The 15,212-nt window shown below is 68.0% G+C and carries 15 protein-coding genes; 11 read left to right on the plus strand and 4 right to left on the minus strand.

From position 1 onward, the window contains the following. Window positions 1-72 precede the first annotated feature (72 nt). Entirely contained in the window at window positions 73-990 is a 918-nt protein-coding gene (locus DQP58_RS16810; protein ID WP_112709426.1) for a DMT family transporter, read from the plus strand. 108 nt (window positions 991-1,098) lie between these two features. Here the strand turns inward: DQP58_RS16810 and DQP58_RS16815 are convergent, their stop codons facing one another. Next, window positions 1,099-1,386, minus strand: coding sequence for a GlsB/YeaQ/YmgE family stress response membrane protein (locus tag DQP58_RS16815; protein ID WP_112709427.1), 288 nt, complete (start codon window positions 1,384-1,386; stop codon window positions 1,099-1,101). Window positions 1,387-1,657: 271 nt separating this feature from the next. Between DQP58_RS16815 and DQP58_RS16820 the strand changes: the two genes are divergently transcribed. From DQP58_RS16820 to egtE, 9 genes are all read left to right on the plus strand, one after another. Continuing rightward, the gene (locus DQP58_RS16820; protein WP_112709428.1) at window positions 1,658-2,110 is read left to right on the plus strand and encodes a hypothetical protein; all 453 of its coding nucleotides are present in this window, start codon (window positions 1,658-1,660) and stop codon (window positions 2,108-2,110) included. A 153-nt stretch (window positions 2,111-2,263) separates the two neighbouring features. Further along, window positions 2,264-2,803: a hypothetical protein gene (locus tag DQP58_RS16825; RefSeq protein ID WP_112709429.1), complete on the plus strand. Its 540-nt coding sequence runs from the start codon at window positions 2,264-2,266 to the stop codon at window positions 2,801-2,803. A 240-nt stretch (window positions 2,804-3,043) separates the two neighbouring features. After that, window positions 3,044-4,492, plus strand: a complete 1,449-nt coding sequence (locus DQP58_RS16830; RefSeq protein WP_066868376.1) for a catalase — start codon at window positions 3,044-3,046, stop codon at window positions 4,490-4,492. 32 nt (window positions 4,493-4,524) lie between these two features. Beyond that, window positions 4,525-5,196 carry a sensor domain-containing protein gene (locus DQP58_RS16835; protein ID WP_112709430.1) on the plus strand — a complete coding sequence of 224 codons (672 nt, stop codon included), beginning with the start codon at window positions 4,525-4,527 and terminating at the stop codon, window positions 5,194-5,196. A 180-nt stretch (window positions 5,197-5,376) separates the two neighbouring features. Next, on the plus strand, window positions 5,377-6,690 hold the full coding sequence (egtA, locus tag DQP58_RS16840) for an ergothioneine biosynthesis glutamate--cysteine ligase EgtA (RefSeq protein ID WP_112709431.1): 1,314 nt from the start codon (window positions 5,377-5,379) through the stop codon (window positions 6,688-6,690). Further along, entirely contained in the window at window positions 6,606-8,003 is a 1,398-nt protein-coding gene (gene egtB / locus DQP58_RS16845) for an ergothioneine biosynthesis protein EgtB (protein WP_276310516.1), read from the plus strand. The genes egtA and egtB overlap by 85 nt, the downstream gene beginning before the upstream one ends. Continuing rightward, complete coding sequence (gene egtC / locus DQP58_RS16850) at window positions 8,003-8,725, plus strand: ergothioneine biosynthesis protein EgtC (RefSeq protein ID WP_112709432.1); 723 nt, start codon at window positions 8,003-8,005, stop codon at window positions 8,723-8,725. Before egtB ends, egtC begins: the two co-directional genes overlap by 1 nt. Beyond that, window positions 8,725-9,690 carry an L-histidine N(alpha)-methyltransferase gene (gene egtD, locus DQP58_RS16855; RefSeq protein WP_112709433.1) on the plus strand — a complete coding sequence of 322 codons (966 nt, stop codon included), beginning with the start codon at window positions 8,725-8,727 and terminating at the stop codon, window positions 9,688-9,690. Before egtC ends, egtD begins: the two co-directional genes overlap by 1 nt. Window positions 9,691-9,737: 47 nt before the next feature. Continuing rightward, window positions 9,738-10,844, plus strand: a complete 1,107-nt coding sequence (gene egtE / locus DQP58_RS16860) for an ergothioneine biosynthesis PLP-dependent enzyme EgtE (RefSeq protein ID WP_240629891.1) — start codon at window positions 9,738-9,740, stop codon at window positions 10,842-10,844. On the opposite strand, the gene DQP58_RS16865 is transcribed toward egtE, so the two are convergent. Continuing rightward, on the minus strand, window positions 10,841-11,521 hold the full coding sequence (locus DQP58_RS16865) for a class I SAM-dependent methyltransferase (protein ID WP_112709435.1): 681 nt from the start codon (window positions 11,519-11,521) through the stop codon (window positions 10,841-10,843). The genes egtE and DQP58_RS16865 overlap by 4 nt on opposite strands. A 10-nt stretch (window positions 11,522-11,531) precedes the next feature. Continuing rightward, window positions 11,532-13,004 (minus strand): glutamate--cysteine ligase, encoded by a 1,473-nt coding sequence (locus DQP58_RS16870; protein WP_112709436.1) that lies wholly within the window; start codon window positions 13,002-13,004, stop codon window positions 11,532-11,534. 129 nt (window positions 13,005-13,133) lie between these two features. Here DQP58_RS16870 and glpK point away from each other — a divergent pair, with 129 nt between their 5' ends. Next, on the plus strand, window positions 13,134-14,651 hold the full coding sequence (glpK, locus tag DQP58_RS16875) for a glycerol kinase GlpK (RefSeq protein ID WP_112709437.1): 1,518 nt from the start codon (window positions 13,134-13,136) through the stop codon (window positions 14,649-14,651). Window positions 14,652-14,683: 32 nt separating this feature from the next. Here the strand turns inward: glpK and DQP58_RS16880 are convergent. Then, window positions 14,684-15,212 (minus strand): PadR family transcriptional regulator (locus DQP58_RS16880; RefSeq protein WP_133259388.1); only part of this gene is annotated, 529 nt, incomplete at its 5' end.

Here is a 15,212-nt window from a genome sequence, read left to right on the forward strand (position 1 = left end):
GGTAGGAAACCCCGACATTCGTATACATCCGCATCGGTGTACATCGGATCGAACGTTGCAGAGGAGTCAGCTATGTCAAGCGCCGGTATCGCGCTGGTGCTCGCCCTATGCGCGGCACTGGCATCGGCGTTTGGGAATGTGATTCGTCAGCGCTCCGCGCAAACCGTCACCGACAAACCAGTCGGCCACCTCGCCCTATTCCGCAAGTCGTTGGGCGACACGCGGTGGTGGTTGGGCAGCGCGGGTGCCCTCGCCAACTACGGGCTGCTGGCCGCAGCGTTGGGCATCGGGTCGGTAATGCTGGTGACGGCGCTGCAGGTGACGGCACTACTGTTTGCTTTGCCGATCTACGCGCGCCTGACCCGTCATCGGGTAACCCGCTGGGAGTGGATGTGGGCGGCGCTGTTGGCAGTTGCGTTGATGGCGTTCATCATGATCGGCCAGCCGGAGGCGGGGCGCTCACGTGGGCCACTGACAACATGGGTCGTGGTGGTCATGGTGATAGGTCCGCTGTCTGTGTTGTGTGTCTTGGGCGCGCGGATTTGGCCCGATCGGCCGCGCGCCGCGGTGCTTTTGGCGATGGTGGCAGGTTTCTCACTGGCGGTGTTCGCGGTGCTGACCAAAGGCGTTGTTGCTGCGCTCGGAGACGGTTTCGGTGCTCTGCTCCGCGCGCCCGAACTATATGTCTTGATACCAACCGCACTCGCCGGAATGATCTTTCAGCAATCGTCTTTTCGTGCCGGAGCGCTGACTGCCTCCATGCCGACAGTGATCGTGGCCGAGCCTTTGGTGGCATCGGTGCTTGGGGTAATCGTGCTAGGCGAGACCCTCCATGCCACGGGTACCAAGGTCTTTGCCCTGGCCGCCGCAGCGCTGGTAGTGATCGTCGCGACCTGGGCCTTGGCCCGCGGCAAGGCCGCCTCAATGGCCGCTCGCGCCGGAAGCGACGTGAACACGACGGCCGAGCCTGAGCTGCCGTCGGACCACTAGGCTGCAAACACCAGGGCATCGCCATCCCGATAGTCGCAGTGGGCGGTTTCGTCGCGATGGCCGCGCCCGCTGCCAGACGTCAGCGCGCGGGTTCGCCGCACAGAGGCGCTACCGTCGTCCCACCCGATTGGTGATGCGACGTCCGGTGACGCCCAGGTAGATGCCTATGAGGATGCACGCGAAGACGATTCCAACCAGGAAGGGAATGATCTTGAATCCGCCATTTTGGTTGGAGTATCCCAGTTTGTAGGACACCCAGGTTCCAAGGAATGAGCCGAGTGCGCCCAATACCACAGTCATCACGACGCCGATGTTCTGCTTGCCGGGCATGATGAGCCTGGCTAGTCCGCCCACGACGAGTCCGACGAAGATGGCGCCAATAATTGTCCCGATCACTTGAACTCCTCTAGTAGACAGGTCACATCGCTTTGATGTGGACAGAGATACCCGTTTCTTGGCCTGTTGAGCCTGCTAATCCCCGCAGGCGTCGAGGGCGATGCACCATCGACGCCGTGGCTTGCGGTCCAACGCGGAGGTAACAGTGCGCGGCCAACTTGCTGCGGCCCGAATAGGGCATTTTCACCCGCTGACCGGGGACTTTAGTTCACAGCTGCTACATAAGTAGCGCATAGCCGCCACTACTGTTAACGGCTTCATCATTTGTCTCATGAGTGAAACATCTGAATCCCCCACTGTGCGGCACTCCACCGCCACTGCACCCGTCGCCGCGGAAGCGGCGGCGGCCTACCGGGCCCCGCGGGTCTTCCAACTCGCCGCGTGGGTCGCCATCGTCGCCGGCATCGTGTTCATCGTCGCGGTCATCTTCTTCACCGGCTTCATCCTCGGCCACCGTGGCGGCCATCACGGGCACCATCACAAGCACCACCACGCGATGGTGCACCACCGTGGCCCGGGCGGTCCCGGCAATTTCGGTGGACCGGGCGCGCCGGGTGGACAGGGTGGCCAGGGCGGCCAGACCGGTCCGGGAGCCACCAGCACCGCGCCGGCCCCGTCGGGCGTGCGTCCCAGCGGCATGGCCCCGGGCCAGCTCCCGCCGTCGGTGCTGCACTCGGCCGCCGCGCTGGGACAGACCCCTAGCGTCATCGTGCTGACCAACTGAAAACCCGATGCCAACCAGTGGCCCGGCGCTCCATGCGAGCGCCGGGCCACCTGTCTTTTGCGGTTACCGGCGTCTAACCGCCGCATCTCGATTCACCACATTTTTGTCGCCGGGGCCTGTTAGAGCACCGGTATGCGCGGCAGTATGGCACGCATGAGCGAGACACCCGAAGAACGAGTTGAGCCGACCACCGAATCGACCCCAGCCGCACCGGTCACCGCACCACCGCCGCCGGCGCCGCACCGGGTGCAGCCGCCGCGGCTCTACACGGCAGCGGCCTGGGTGGTGATCGTGGCCGGCATCGTGTTCATCCTCTCGTCGGTGTTCTTCGTCGGTGCCTTCATCTGGAAGCACCAGCACCCCTGCCACCATCACCACGGCATGTTCCACCCCGGCGGCCCCGGCCCGGGCAATGGACCCTGGGGCCCCGCTGGTCCGGGGCCGGGCAACGGGCCAGGGCAGTACGGCGGTCCCGGCGGCGGCTACGGCCCGTGGTATGGCGGACCCGGTGGCCCGGGCGGACCCGACAACGGACCGTGGGGATACGGGCCCGGCGGACCCGGGTTGATCGTTCCGATGCCCCCGAGCGGCCCGGGCGGACCCGGCGGACCGCATGGCGGCCCCGGTGTCAGCGGCCCCGGCCAACCTCCCGCCGTGAGCCCACCCCCCGGCGCGCCCGCACCGCGCCCGTGACGGCGCCTGCGGTCACGGCCTTAAGTAGAGCCCCGAATGGGTACTGCCCCTTAGTGGGCGACCGATGGCGCCGCCCGCAGTTTTCTTGACCTGATCAAGAAAAGGGGAATACTCGAGTGCAGGCCAACAGGTGCGGACCGCACCCGGCATGTTGAAAGCGTTTGATGGGCAAGCGCATTCGGCATCGCTTTGTGCGGCCTAATGCCCTGCGGCCTTCCGCCCGGTGACGAGGAGAGCTTAATGACGGAGCGTTTCACGACCAATGACGCCGGTATCGCTGCGCCGAGCGACGATCAGTCGCTGACGATCGGCCCAGACGGCCCGATTCTGCTGCAGGACCACTACCTGATCGAGCAGATGGCGATGTTCAACCGCGAGCGCATCCCGGAGCGCCAGCCACACGCCAAGGGCGGTGGCGCGTTTGGTCATTTCGAGGTGACCAACGACGTCAGCAAGTACACCAGGGCCGCGGTATTCCAACCCGGCACCAAAACCGACATGCTGGCCCGGTTTTCGACGGTCGCCGGTGAGCGGGGCAGCCCAGACACCTGGCGGGACCCGCGTGGCTTCGCGCTGAAGTTCTACACCACCGAAGGCAACTTCGACCTCGTCGGCAACAACACGCCGGTCTTCTTCATGCGCGACCCGTTGAAATTCCAGCACTTCATCCGGTCCCAGAAACGCTTGCAGGCAAGCAATGTGCGCGACCACAACATGCAGTGGGACTTCTGGAGCCTGTCCCCGGAATCGGCGCACCAGGTGACCTGGCTGATGGGCGACCGGGGGATCCCCAAGACCTGGCGCAACATGAACGGCTACAGCAGCCACACCTACAGCTGGATCAACGCTGCCGGCGAGATCTTCTGGGTGAAGTACCACTTCATCACCGATCAGGGCATCGAGTTCCTGACCCAGGAGGACGCCGACCGGCTGGCCGGTGAGGACGGCGACTACCACCAGCGCGACCTGTTCGAGTCGATCGAACGCGGGGACTACCCGAGCTGGACGCTGAAGATGCAGATCATGCCGTACGAGGAAGCCAAGGATTATCGGTTCAACCCGTTCGACCTGACCAAGGTGTGGCCGCACGGCGACTACCCGTTGATCGACGTCGGCAAGATGACGCTGAACCGCAACGTCACCGACTACCACGCCGAGATCGAGCAAGCGGCCTTCGAGCCGAACAACACCGTGCCCGGCACGGGGCTGAGCCCGGACAAAATGCTGCAGGCGCGCGGCTTTTCGTACTCGGACGCGCATCGCGCCCGGCTGGGGACCAACTACCGGCAGATCCCGGTCAACACCCCCAGAGTCGAGGTGAACAGCTATTCCAAAGACGGCGCCATGCGGATCAACAACGTGTCCGACCCCGTGTATGCGCCCAACTCCTACGGTGGTCCGCACGCCGATCCGGCCCGCGCCGCCGAGGTGCGCTGGCATGCCGACGGCGACATGGTCCGCTCGGCCTACACGCTGCACGCCGAGGACGACGACTGGGGACAGGCCGGCACGATGGTCCGCGAAGTTCTCGACGATGCGGCCAGGGAACGCTTGGCGCACAACATCATTGGTCACGTCTCCCAAGGCGTGAAGGAACCGGTGTTGTCGCGGGTGTTCGAGTACTGGCGCAATGTGGACCCCGATCTCGGCAAAAAGGTCGAGGAAGGCGTGCGGGGCAACGGGGGCTGACCGCTCGTCGGGTCGCCTGGCATGATCGCTGCATGACCACGCGGGTTACGCAGGTTGCCCAGACGCGCGGGGCCGCGGTCGTCGTCGGCTTGGCCTTGGCGGGCACCATCGCAGTTCCGGTCGCCGCCGCGCACCCGTCGGAGCCCGGCGTGGTGAATTACGCCGTCCTGGGCAAGGGGTCGGTCGGCAACATCGTCGGCGGACCCATGGGGTGGGAGTCGGTGTTCACCCAGCCCGGGCAAGGCGACTGGGTCGACCTTCCCGAGTGCAACAACTGGGCCGACATCGGCCTGCCCGAGGTGTACAACGATCCCGATCTCGCCTCGTTCAACGGGGCCGTCGCCCAGACGTCGGCCACCGACCAGACGCATCTGGTGAAACAGGCGGTCGGGGTGTTCGCCACCAGTGACGCGGCGGGCCGGGCCTTTCAACGCGTGGTGGATCGAACCGTGGGCTGCTCGGGACAGACCACCGCGATCCACCTGGATAACGGCAGCACGCAGGTATGGTCGTTCGACGGCGGCCCGGCCGGCCCGGCCGACGAGAACTGGACCAAGCAGGAGGCGGGCACCGATCGCCGGTGCTTCGATCAAACCAGGCTGCGCGAAAACGTGTTGCTGCAGGCGAAGGTGTGCCAATCCGGCAATGCCGGACCCGCGGTGAACGTGCTAGCTGGGGCGATGCAGAACGCGCTGGGTCAATAATCGAGCGATTGGGTAACCGTCTTCCCCGAGCACCTCAAAGTACGCAGAAGGGAATATGTCGGGGGCGTCTGATAGATGAAGCACTAGACGAAGTAGTGCCGATTGTCGTTCGATTAGCTGCGCAGGGAAGCGGTCCTCAGGTGCATGTTCAGGCTTGCGGGGGCCCGAAGGGATCGTGATATGACGTTCGCGCCGATCACCGCCGCGGCTTCGCGACCGGAGTCGCGGGCGGCCGGTGCCGACCCCGCACCCGACCTGAGCGCCGCCGAGCCGGCCGACTCGGCGGCCGTCGCGCAATACATCGCCGAAGGCTGTCTGGTGGACGCCCCGCTGGGCCGGGTGGGTCTGGAACTGGAAGCCCACTGCCACGACCCGGCCGACCCGTACCGCCGGCCGGGCTGGGATGAAATCGCCGACGTGCTCGCCGCGCTGCCCGCGATGCCGGGCGGCAGCAGGATCACCGTGGAACCGGGCGGCGCCGTCGAACTGTCCGGGCCGCCGGCCGACGGCGTGGCACCGGCCATCGACGCCATGCGCCGTGACCAGGCCGTGCTGCAGCCGGCGTTTGCTGAGGCCGGGCTGGGCCTGGTGTTCCTCGGCGCCGACCCGCTGCGGCCGCCCCAGCGCATCAATCCCGGCGCCCGGTACCGCGCCATGGAACAGTTCTTCGCCACCAGCCGCTCCGGGGAGGCGGGCGCGGCGATGATGACGTCCACCGCCTCGATCCAGGTCAACGTGGACGCCGGCCCGCGGGAGGGCTGGGCGGCGCGGGTGCGCCTGGCGCATGCCTTGGGGCCCACCATGATCGCGATCACCGCCAATTCGCCGATGCTGGTCGGCGACTTCACCGGCTGGGTGTCCAGCCGGCAGCGGGTGTGGGGCCGGATGGATTCGGCCCGCTGCGGGCCCATTCTGGGGGCCAGCGGCGACGACCCCGGCACCGACTGGGCGCGGTACGCCCTCAAGGCGCCGGTGATGCTGGTGCACAACCCCGACGCCGAGGCCGTCACGCATTGGGTGCCCTTTGCCGACTGGGTCGACGGCCGGGTGCTGCTCGGGGGTCGCCGTCCCAGCCTGGCCGACCTGGAATATCACCTCACCACGTTGTTCCCGCCGGTGCGCCCCAGGCAGTGGCTGGAGATCCGCTACCTGGACAGCGTGCCGGACCCGTTGTGGCCCGCCGTGGCGTTCACCCTGTGCACCCTGCTCGACGACCCGGCCGCCGCCGACGTCGCGGCCGAGGCCGTCGAACCGGTGGCCACCGCCTGGGACACCGCGGCCCGGGTGGGCCTGCGGGATCGGCGGCTGTACCGGGCGGCCAACGCCTGCGTGGCCATCGCCGCGGCGAGAGCGCCCGCGGAACTCGGCGACTCGATGCAGCGATTGGTCCGCATGGTCGAGCAGGGCCGATGTCCCGGCGACGATTTCGCCGACCAGGTGATCGAGCACGGCCTGGCCCCCACCGTGGGGCGACTGGCGCAAGGGGAGTTGTGACGTCACGGTCATGCCGAGAGACGATCGCCGACGACTTGGCGCGTACGCGGACGCGGACGTTGAGACTCGTCGAGTTCGACGACGCCGAGCTCTGCCGGCAGTACGACCCGCTGATGAGCCCGCTGGTGTGGGACCTGGCCCACATCGGTCAGCAAGAAGAGCTGTGGCTGCTGCGGGGCGGCGATCCGGCCCGGCCGGGGATGTTGCCGCCGGCCGTCGAGGGGCTGTACGACGCCTTCGTGCATTCCCGCGCCAGCCGGGTCGAACTGCCGTTGCTGTCGCCGGACAAAGCGCGGGCCTATTGCCGGACCGTGCGGTCCGCGGTGCTCGACGCGCTGGACGCGCTGCCCGACGACCCCGCCGGCGACGAGGCGGCCTTCGTCTACGCGATGGTGGTCAGCCACGAAAACCAGCACGACGAGACCATGCTGCAGGCGTTGAACCTGCGCAGCGGCGCACCGCTGTTGCGCGGCACGGCGACGCTGCCGGCGGGCAGGCCGGGGCTGGCGGGCACCTCGGTGCTGGTGCCCGGCGGCGAGTTCGTCCTCGGTGTGGACGCCGCTAGCGAACCGTACTCGCTGGACAACGAGCGGCCGGCCCACGTCGTCGACCTGCCCGCGTTCCGGATCGGCCGGGTCCCGGTCACCAACGGCGAATGGCGGCAGTTCGTCGACGACGGCGGCTACGACCAGCCACGCTGGTGGTCCGAGCGCGGCTGGCGGCACCGGCAGGGCGCGGGCCTGTCCGCGCCGCAGTTCTGGAGTTCCGACGGTGTCACCCGCACCCGGTTCGGCCACGTCGAAGACATCCCGGCCGACGAACCCGTCCAGCACGTCAGCTATTTCGAGGCCGAGGCCTACGCGGCCTGGGCCGGCGCCCGGCTGCCCACGGAGATGGAATGGGAGAAGGCCTGCGCCTGGGATCCGTCCACCAACACCCGGCGCCGCTACCCCTGGGGCGAGCGCACACCGGACGAAGCGCTGGCCAACCTTGGCGGCGCGGCGTTGCGTCCCGCGCCGGTCGGCGCCTATCCCGCCGGCGTTTCGGCATACGGGGCCGAGCAGCTGCTCGGCGACGTCTGGGAGTGGACCAGCTCCCCGCTGCGGCCCTGGCCGGGATTCGTCCCGATGCTCTACGAACGCTATTCACAGCCGTTCTTCGACGGCGACTACCGGGTGCTGCGGGGCGGCTCGTGGGCGGTCGAACCGGGCATCATGCGGCCGAGCTTTCGCAACTGGGACCACCCCTACCGGCGCCAGATCTTCTCCGGCGTCCGGTTGGCGTGGGACGTCCCCGACGCCGGGTCCGCCTGATGTGCCGGCACCTCGGCTGGCTGGGAACCGACGTCACCGTTTCCTCGCTGGTGCTCGACCCGCCGTTCGGGCTGCGGGTTCAGTCCTATGCGCCGCGCCGCCAAAAGCACTGCCTGCTCAACGCCGACGGTTGGGGCCTGGGGTTCTTCGACACCGCAGGCGAAACCTCATCGGGGGCCGGCGTGCCGCGCCGGTGGCGCAGCCAGGCGCCGCTGTGGGGTGACGTGTCGTTCGATTCCATCGCGCCCGCGCTGCGCAGCCACTGTGTGGTGGCCGCCGTGCGCTCGGCGACCGTCGGCATGCCGATCGAGGCCAGCGCGACCGCTCCGTTCACCGACGGCCAGTGGTTGTTGTCGCACAACGGAATCGTGGACCGAAGCGTGCTGCCCCCGACGTCACGGGCCGAATCGGTCTGTGACAGCGCCATATTGGCCGCGGTGATCTTCGAGCGCGGCCTCGACGCGCTGGGGTGGACCATCGTCGAGATCGGGGAAGCCGACCCGGGCGCCCGGCTGAACATCCTGGCAGCCAACGGCTCTCGCATGGTGGCGACGGCCTGGGGCGACACCCTGTCCATCCTGCGCCGCCCCGACGGGGTGGTGCTGGCCAGCGAACCCTATGACAACGACTCCGACTGGGAGGACGTTCCGGACCGTCACCTAGTCGAAGTCACTGCCGACGGCGTCACGATGACGCCGCTGGACCGGTCGAGAGGATCTTGATGACGCTGTCGCTGTCGAACCACCTGGCCGCCGACTCGGCGTACCACGCGTTGCGCCGTGACGTGCTCGACGGCCTGCAGAAGACGCCAAAGTCGTTGCCACCCAAGTGGTTCTACGATTCGGTGGGCAGCGAGCTGTTCGACCGGATCACCCGGCTGCCCGAGTACTACCCGACCCGCGCGGAGGCGGAGATCCTGCGCGCGCGGGCGGCCGAGGTGGCGTCGGCGAGCGGGGCCGACACGCTGGTGGAACTGGGCAGCGGCACGTCGGAGAAGACCCGGCTGTTGCTGGACGCCCTGCGCGAGCGTGGCTCGCTGCGCAGGTTCGTCCCGTTCGACGTCGACGCCAGCATCCTGTCGACGGCCGCAGCGGCCATCGCGCAGGAATACGACGGGGTCGAAATCAAGGCCGTCTGCGGCGATTTCGAAGAGCACCTGACGAAGATCCCCGAAGGCGGGCGACGGCTGTTCGTGTTCCTGGGGTCGACGATCGGCAACCTCACGCCCGGGCCGCGCGCGGAGTTCCTCGCCGCCCTGTCCGCGCAGCTGCGGCCCGGCGACAGCCTGCTGCTGGGCACCGACCTGGTCAAGGACACCGAGCGGCTCGTGCGCGCCTACGACGATGCCGCCGGCGTCACGGCGGCGTTCAACCGCAATGTGCTCGCGGTGGTCAATCGGGAACTCGACGCGGATTTCGACGTCGACGCCTACCGGCACGTGGCCCGGTGGAACGCGGCGGAGGAACGCATCGAGATGTGGTTGCGGTCCGACCGTCGCCAGCAGGTGCGGGTCGGCGCGCTCGAGCTGACCGTCGACTTCGAGGCCGGCGAGGAGATGCTCACCGAGGTGTCGTGTAAGTTCCACTGCGACAAGGTGACTGACGAATTGGCCGCCGCGGGGTTGCGCCGCACCCGGTGGTGGACCGACGAGGCGGGCGACTTCGGGTTGTCGTTGGCCGTGAAGTGACCGGCAGCAACGTGCTGGCTGACCGGTGGCGGTCAGCCCGCCCGCCGATGGCCGGACTGCACCTGGACAACGCGGCCTGTTCACGGCAGAGCCTGGCGGTGATCGAGGCCACCGCGCAGCATGCCCGCAACGAATCTGAAGTCGGCGGCTACGTCGCGGCGGAGGCCGCCACGCCGGTGCTCGACGCCGGGCGCGCCGCATTCGCCGCGCTGGCCGGAATGCCTGGCGCCGACGTGGTTTTCACCACCGGCTCGCTGAACGCCCTGGATCTGCTGCTGGGCGGCTGGCCGACCGAGCGACGAAAGGTGGCGTGCCTGCCCGGCGAATACGGGCCCAACCTGGCGATACTGGCCGCGCACGGATTCGACCGGCAACTGCTGCCGACGCTGGAAGACGGCCGCGTCGCGCTTGACGACGCGGCGTTGGCGCTGGACACCGACCCACCGGACCTGGTGCATCTGACTGCGGTGGCCAGCCATTGCGGTGTGGTGCAACCGGTTTCGATGGTCGCCCAACTGTGCCGGGAATTAGGGCTGCCGCTCGTCGTCGACGCGGCGCAGGCGCTGGGCCAGGTGGACTGCGCGGTGGGCGCCGACGCGACCTACTCCTCGTCGCGCAAGTGGATCGCCGGCCCCCGCGGTGTCGGGATCCTCGCGGTGCGGCGCGAGCTGATGGAAAGCCTGCACCCCAGGCTGGCCGCGCCGCAGTGGGCCAGCAACGACGGCGCACCGACGGTGGCCGAACAACTGGAATTCGGCGAAGCGAATGTGGCCGCGCGGGTGGGGTTTTCGCTGGCGCTGGGCGAGCACCTGGCGTACGGGCCGCAGGCGGTGCGTGCCCGGCTTGCCGAGCTGGGCGGGCTGAGCCGCAGCATACTGTCCGATATCGCCGGGTGGACCGTGGTCGAAGAGGTCGAAGAACCGAGTGCCATCACCACTTTGGCGCCGAACGACGGCGCCGACCCGCAAGCGGTGCGGGCCTGGCTGCTCGCCGAGCGTCGGATCCTGACCACCTTCGCCGGCGTGCAGCGGGCGCCGCTGGAGCTCACCCGACCCGTGCTGCGGATCTCGCCGCACGTGGACACCACGGCCGCCGACCTCGAGACGTTCGCCGAGACGCTCATCGCCGCCACCGCGGCGACCGCAACCGGCTAACCGGCTTTGTGCGCGGTCAGCAAGTAGGCCGGCATCTTGCGCCGGCCCTTCTCGTCGAGCTCATGCTGCGGAAATTCGAACGGCGCGTCGGGGATGTTGACCGGGTTGGACAGGATGAAAGCGGGGCGAATCTCGTCGATCTCCCAGTATTTGCTCACCGCGGCGCGCAGTTCGTCCTCGTCGACCTCGTTGGGCTTGGTTTCCAACTCGGCGGGGAAGGCGCCCTTGGCGAATACCAGGATGAACAGGTTCGCCCCCGCGGCGGCGGCCCGGTGTATCGACCTCAGGTAGCCGTCGCGGCCCTCCACCGGCAGCGAGTGGAACAGCGTGCTGTCCACCACCGTGGAGAACCGTCCGTCGTAGCCGGAGAACGACGTGATGTCGGCCTGCACGAAGCTGGCCGTGGTCAAGCCGCGCTCTTGGGCGGACTTGGTGGCCGCCGCGACGGCGGTCGACGTGAGGTCGACACCGACCACGGTGTACCCCTGGGCGGCCAGCGCCAGCGACAGCTCGGCGACCCCGCAGCCGGCATCCAGCACGTCGCTGCGGAATTTGCCGGCCGCGATCAGCGCCGCCAGTTCCGGTTGCGGCTCGCCGATGTTCCACGGCGGTGGACCCTCGAAGTGGGCCTGCTCGCGATAGGCGCTGTCCCAGTCCATCACTTGATCAGATGACATGGGTTTCAAGCTACTCCCAGGTGTGCACCGGTTCGTTGGCGTGCATGTGGTCGCAGTAGCGGCGCAGCATCTCGGCCAGCGCCGCGGACCTGCTCATGCCGCCGTCCTGCAGCGCCCGCACGGTGGACACCTGCCAGCTGGCACCGTTGCGCCCCGTTCGCGCCCGGCCCTCGATCACCCCCAGGAACCGGTCGCGTACCTCGGCGTCGACGCCCCAGCGCTGCAGACCCTCGTCGGCGATCGGCAGCAGTGTGTCGAGCACCAGGTCGCGTGCGCTCACCTGACCCACTCGGGGCCAGTGCAGCCGCGCGTCGATGCCGTAGCGTGCCGATGCCAGGAAATTCGCTTCTGCCACACCGAAATCCATGTGCTGCCACAACGAGTCGTCGGCCTCGGACAGGCTGCGCAGCACCCCATAGAAGAACGCCGAGTTCGCCAGCATGTCGACGACGGTCGGCCCGGCCGGCAACACCCGGTTCTCCAATCGCAGATGGGGGCGACCGTCGACTACGTCGTAGACCGGGCGGTTCCACCGGTAGACGGTCCCGTTGTGCAGGCGCAGTTCGGCGAGCTGCGGGATGCGTCCGGCGGCCAGCTCGGCCACCGGATCCTCGTCAAAGACCTCGGGCAGCAGGGACGGGAAGTAGCGGATGTTCTCTCGGTAGAGGTCCAGGATCGAGTCGATCCACTGTTCGCCGAACCACACTCGTGGGCGCACGCCCTGGGCTTTCAGCTCCTCGGGTCTGGTGTCGGTGGACTGGGTGAACAGCTCGATGCGGGTTTCCGCCCACAGCAGGTGCCCGAAGAAGAAGGGTGAGTTGGCACCGAGCGCCAGCTGGGGGCCGGCCACGATCTGCGCCGCATTCCAGTTGGCGGCGAACGTCTCCGGCGCCAACTGCAGATGCAATTGCATGCTGGTGCAGGCCGATTCGGGAGCGATCGTGGCGGTGTGCCAGCTCAGCGGTTCCGGACCGGAAATGTCGATGGGGATGTCTTCGCCGCGCGCGGTGAAGATCGAGTCGTTCAGCGCCGCGTAGCGGGTGGATTCGCTCATCCAGTCGTGGTCGAGGTGTTCGGGCATCAGCGTGGGCAGGATGCCGATCATGACGATGTGGGCGCCGCCCGCCGCGGCCGCCTTGGCCTGCGCGTCGTTTAGGCTGGCCCGCACCTCGGCCTCGAGATCGAGCCCGGAGTGCCCGGGCAGCGCGTGTGGCGGGACGTTGAATTCGATGTTGTAGGCGCCTAATTCGGTCTGATAGGCCGGGTCGCCGATGGCGTCCAGCACGTGACGATTGGACATCGCCGGCTGGTAGTCGGCGTCGACGAGGTTGCACTCGATCTCCATGCCCGTGAGTGGCTGCTCGGACTCGAAGCATGACCGGGCGAGCATCGTCTCGAAGACATCCACGCACAGCTGTACCTTGCGCCGGTATTCCCGCCGTTGTGCGCTGTCGTACGTGGTGCGCCTGACCTCTTCGCCCACACCGCAGATGCAACAGGGTTACCGCCCGTAACGCAAGCTCCCACGAGTCGCGGTTCCGGTCTCGTTCGTCCGGCGGGTAGACCATGATGGTCTTCGACGCAACAGTGTTCCCGGGGTGAAGGAGAGCAGTTGGCCGAGTTCGTCGCCGCCATCGACCAGGGCACCACCAGCACTCGCTGCATGATCTTCGATCACGACGGTGCCGAGGTGGCTCGCCATCAACTCGAGCACGAGCAGATCCTGCCCCGCGCCGGCTGGGTGGAGCACGATCCGGTGGAGATCTGGGAACGCACCTCCTCGGTGCTGACGTCGGTGTTGAACCGGGCCAACCTCAGTACCAAAGACATTGCGGCGCTGGGTATCACGAATCAGCGCGAGACGACGCTGGTGTGGAACCGCAAGACCGGACGCCCCTATTACAACGCGATCGTCTGGCAGGACACCCGCACCGACCGCATTGCCTCGGCGGCCGAACGCGACGGTCGCGGCGACGTGATTCGCCGTAAGGCGGGCCTGCCCCCGGCCACCTATTTCTCCGGCGGCAAGCTGCAATGGATCCTGGACAACGTCGACGGGGTGCGTGAGGCCGCCGAAAGCGGCGACGCGCTGTTCGGCACCGCCGACACCTGGGTGTTGTGGAACCTCACCGGGGGTCCGCGCGGCGGCGTGCACGCCACCGACGTGACCAACGCCAGCCGGACCATGCTGATGAACCTGGAGACGCTGGACTGGGACGACGAGTTGCTGTCGTTCTTCTCGGTGCCCCGTGCGATGTTGCCGAAGATCGGGCCGTCGTCGTCCCCGCAGCCCTACGGCGTGACGACCGAGACCGGGCCGGCCGGCGGTGAGGTGCGGATCGCCGGGATGCTCGGCGATCAGCACGCGGCGATGGTGGGCCAGGTGTGCCTGTCGGAAGGGGAAGCCAAAAACACCTACGGCACCGGGAATTTCCTGCTGCTCAACACCGGCGAGACGATCGTGCGGTCCGACAACGGCCTGCTGACCACCGTCTGCTATCAGTTCGGGGACGCCAAACCGGTGTACGCGCTCGAGGGTTCGATCGCGGTCACCGGGGCGGCCGTGCAATGGCTGCGCGACCAGCTGGGCATCATCAGCGGTGCCGCCCAAAGCGAATCGCTGGCACGTCAGGTCGATGACAACGGCGGGGTATATTTCGTGCCCGCGTTTTCCGGATTGTTCGCGCCGTACTGGCGATCCGACGCGCGCGGCGCGATCGTCGGGCTGTCGCGGTTCAACACCAACGCGCATCTGGCGCGCGCCACCCTGGAGGCGATCTGCTACCAGAGCCGCGACGTGGTGGACGCCATGGCGGCGGATTCCGGTGTGCGCCTTGAGGTTTTGAAGGTCGACGGGGGCATCACCGGCAACGACCTGTGCATGCAGATCCAGGCCGACGTGCTGGGGGTGGACGTGGTACGGCCGGTCGTCGCCGAGACGACCGCGCTGGGCGCGGCCTACGCGGCCGGTTTGGCGGTGGGGTTCTGGGCCGACCCGGCCGACCTGCGGGCCAACTGGCAAGAGGGCAGGCGGTGGGAGCCGGCGTGGAACGACGAGCAGCGCGCCGCCGGTTATGCGGGCTGGGGCAAAGCGGTGCAGCGGACCCTGGATTGGGTTGACGTCACGTGACGTGACCCGATCCAGGGCCCGCTCAGCGGCACTCAGTCTTCGCCGAGGATGCCGTAGATCTCACGCCGCGCATTGTTGAGGATTTCGACGATGCGCTGCTGCTGTTCGGCGGATGCGGCGTGGGCGGACTGCCCGACCGCGCCGAACAACTGGCCTACCGCCGCCCGCAGATTCATGTGTCCCGGGTCGGCGCCTTCGGTGATCTCGTCCCACGGCGGGGTCTCGATCTTCTCGGCCGCCGCGCGACCCTGCTCGGTCAGCTCGAAAAGCTTCTTGCTGCCTTCGCTTTCGCTCGCGCTGATCAGGCCTTCGTCGTCGAGCAGTTGCAGCGTCGGGTACACCGAACCGGGGCTCGGCTTCCACAGTCCGTTGCTGCGCTCGGCGATCAGCTGAATCATCTCGTAGCCGTGCATCGGCCGCTCGGCCAGCAGCGTGAGGATGGCGGCTCGCACGTCACCGCGCTTGCCGCGACCCGGGCCGCCACGGCGCCATCCGCCGCGCCGGCCACCGGGGCCGAAGCCGAAGCCCGGACCGAAGCCCGGGCCGAAACCAGGGCCGAAG

This window comes from Mycobacterium colombiense, assembly GCF_003284975.1.
Lineage (GTDB): Bacteria > Actinomycetota > Actinomycetes > Mycobacteriales > Mycobacteriaceae > Mycobacterium > Mycobacterium europaeum_A.

Bases quoted from the DNA above. Each gene is read 5' to 3' on its own strand.
- DQP58_RS16810 (WP_112709426.1), top strand. From the start codon at position 73: ATGTCAAGCGCCGGTATCGCGCTGGTGCTCGCCCTATGCGCGGCACTG.
- DQP58_RS16820 (WP_112709428.1), top strand. From the start codon at position 1,658: ATGAGTGAAACATCTGAATCCCCCACTGTGCGGCACTCCACCGCCACT.
- DQP58_RS16825 (WP_112709429.1), top strand. From the start codon at position 2,264: ATGAGCGAGACACCCGAAGAACGAGTTGAGCCGACCACCGAATCGACC.
- DQP58_RS16830 (WP_066868376.1), top strand. From the start codon at position 3,044: ATGACGGAGCGTTTCACGACCAATGACGCCGGTATCGCTGCGCCGAGC.
- DQP58_RS16835 (WP_112709430.1), top strand. From the start codon at position 4,525: ATGACCACGCGGGTTACGCAGGTTGCCCAGACGCGCGGGGCCGCGGTC.
- egtA (WP_112709431.1), top strand. From the start codon at position 5,377: ATGACGTTCGCGCCGATCACCGCCGCGGCTTCGCGACCGGAGTCGCGG.
- egtB (WP_276310516.1), top strand. From the start codon at position 6,606: ATGTCCCGGCGACGATTTCGCCGACCAGGTGATCGAGCACGGCCTGGC.
- egtC (WP_112709432.1), top strand. From the start codon at position 8,003: ATGTGCCGGCACCTCGGCTGGCTGGGAACCGACGTCACCGTTTCCTCG.
- egtD (WP_112709433.1), top strand. From the start codon at position 8,725: ATGACGCTGTCGCTGTCGAACCACCTGGCCGCCGACTCGGCGTACCAC.
- egtE (WP_240629891.1), top strand. From the start codon at position 9,738: ATGGCCGGACTGCACCTGGACAACGCGGCCTGTTCACGGCAGAGCCTG.
- DQP58_RS16865 (WP_112709435.1), bottom strand. From the start codon at position 11,521: ATGTCATCTGATCAAGTGATGGACTGGGACAGCGCCTATCGCGAGCAG.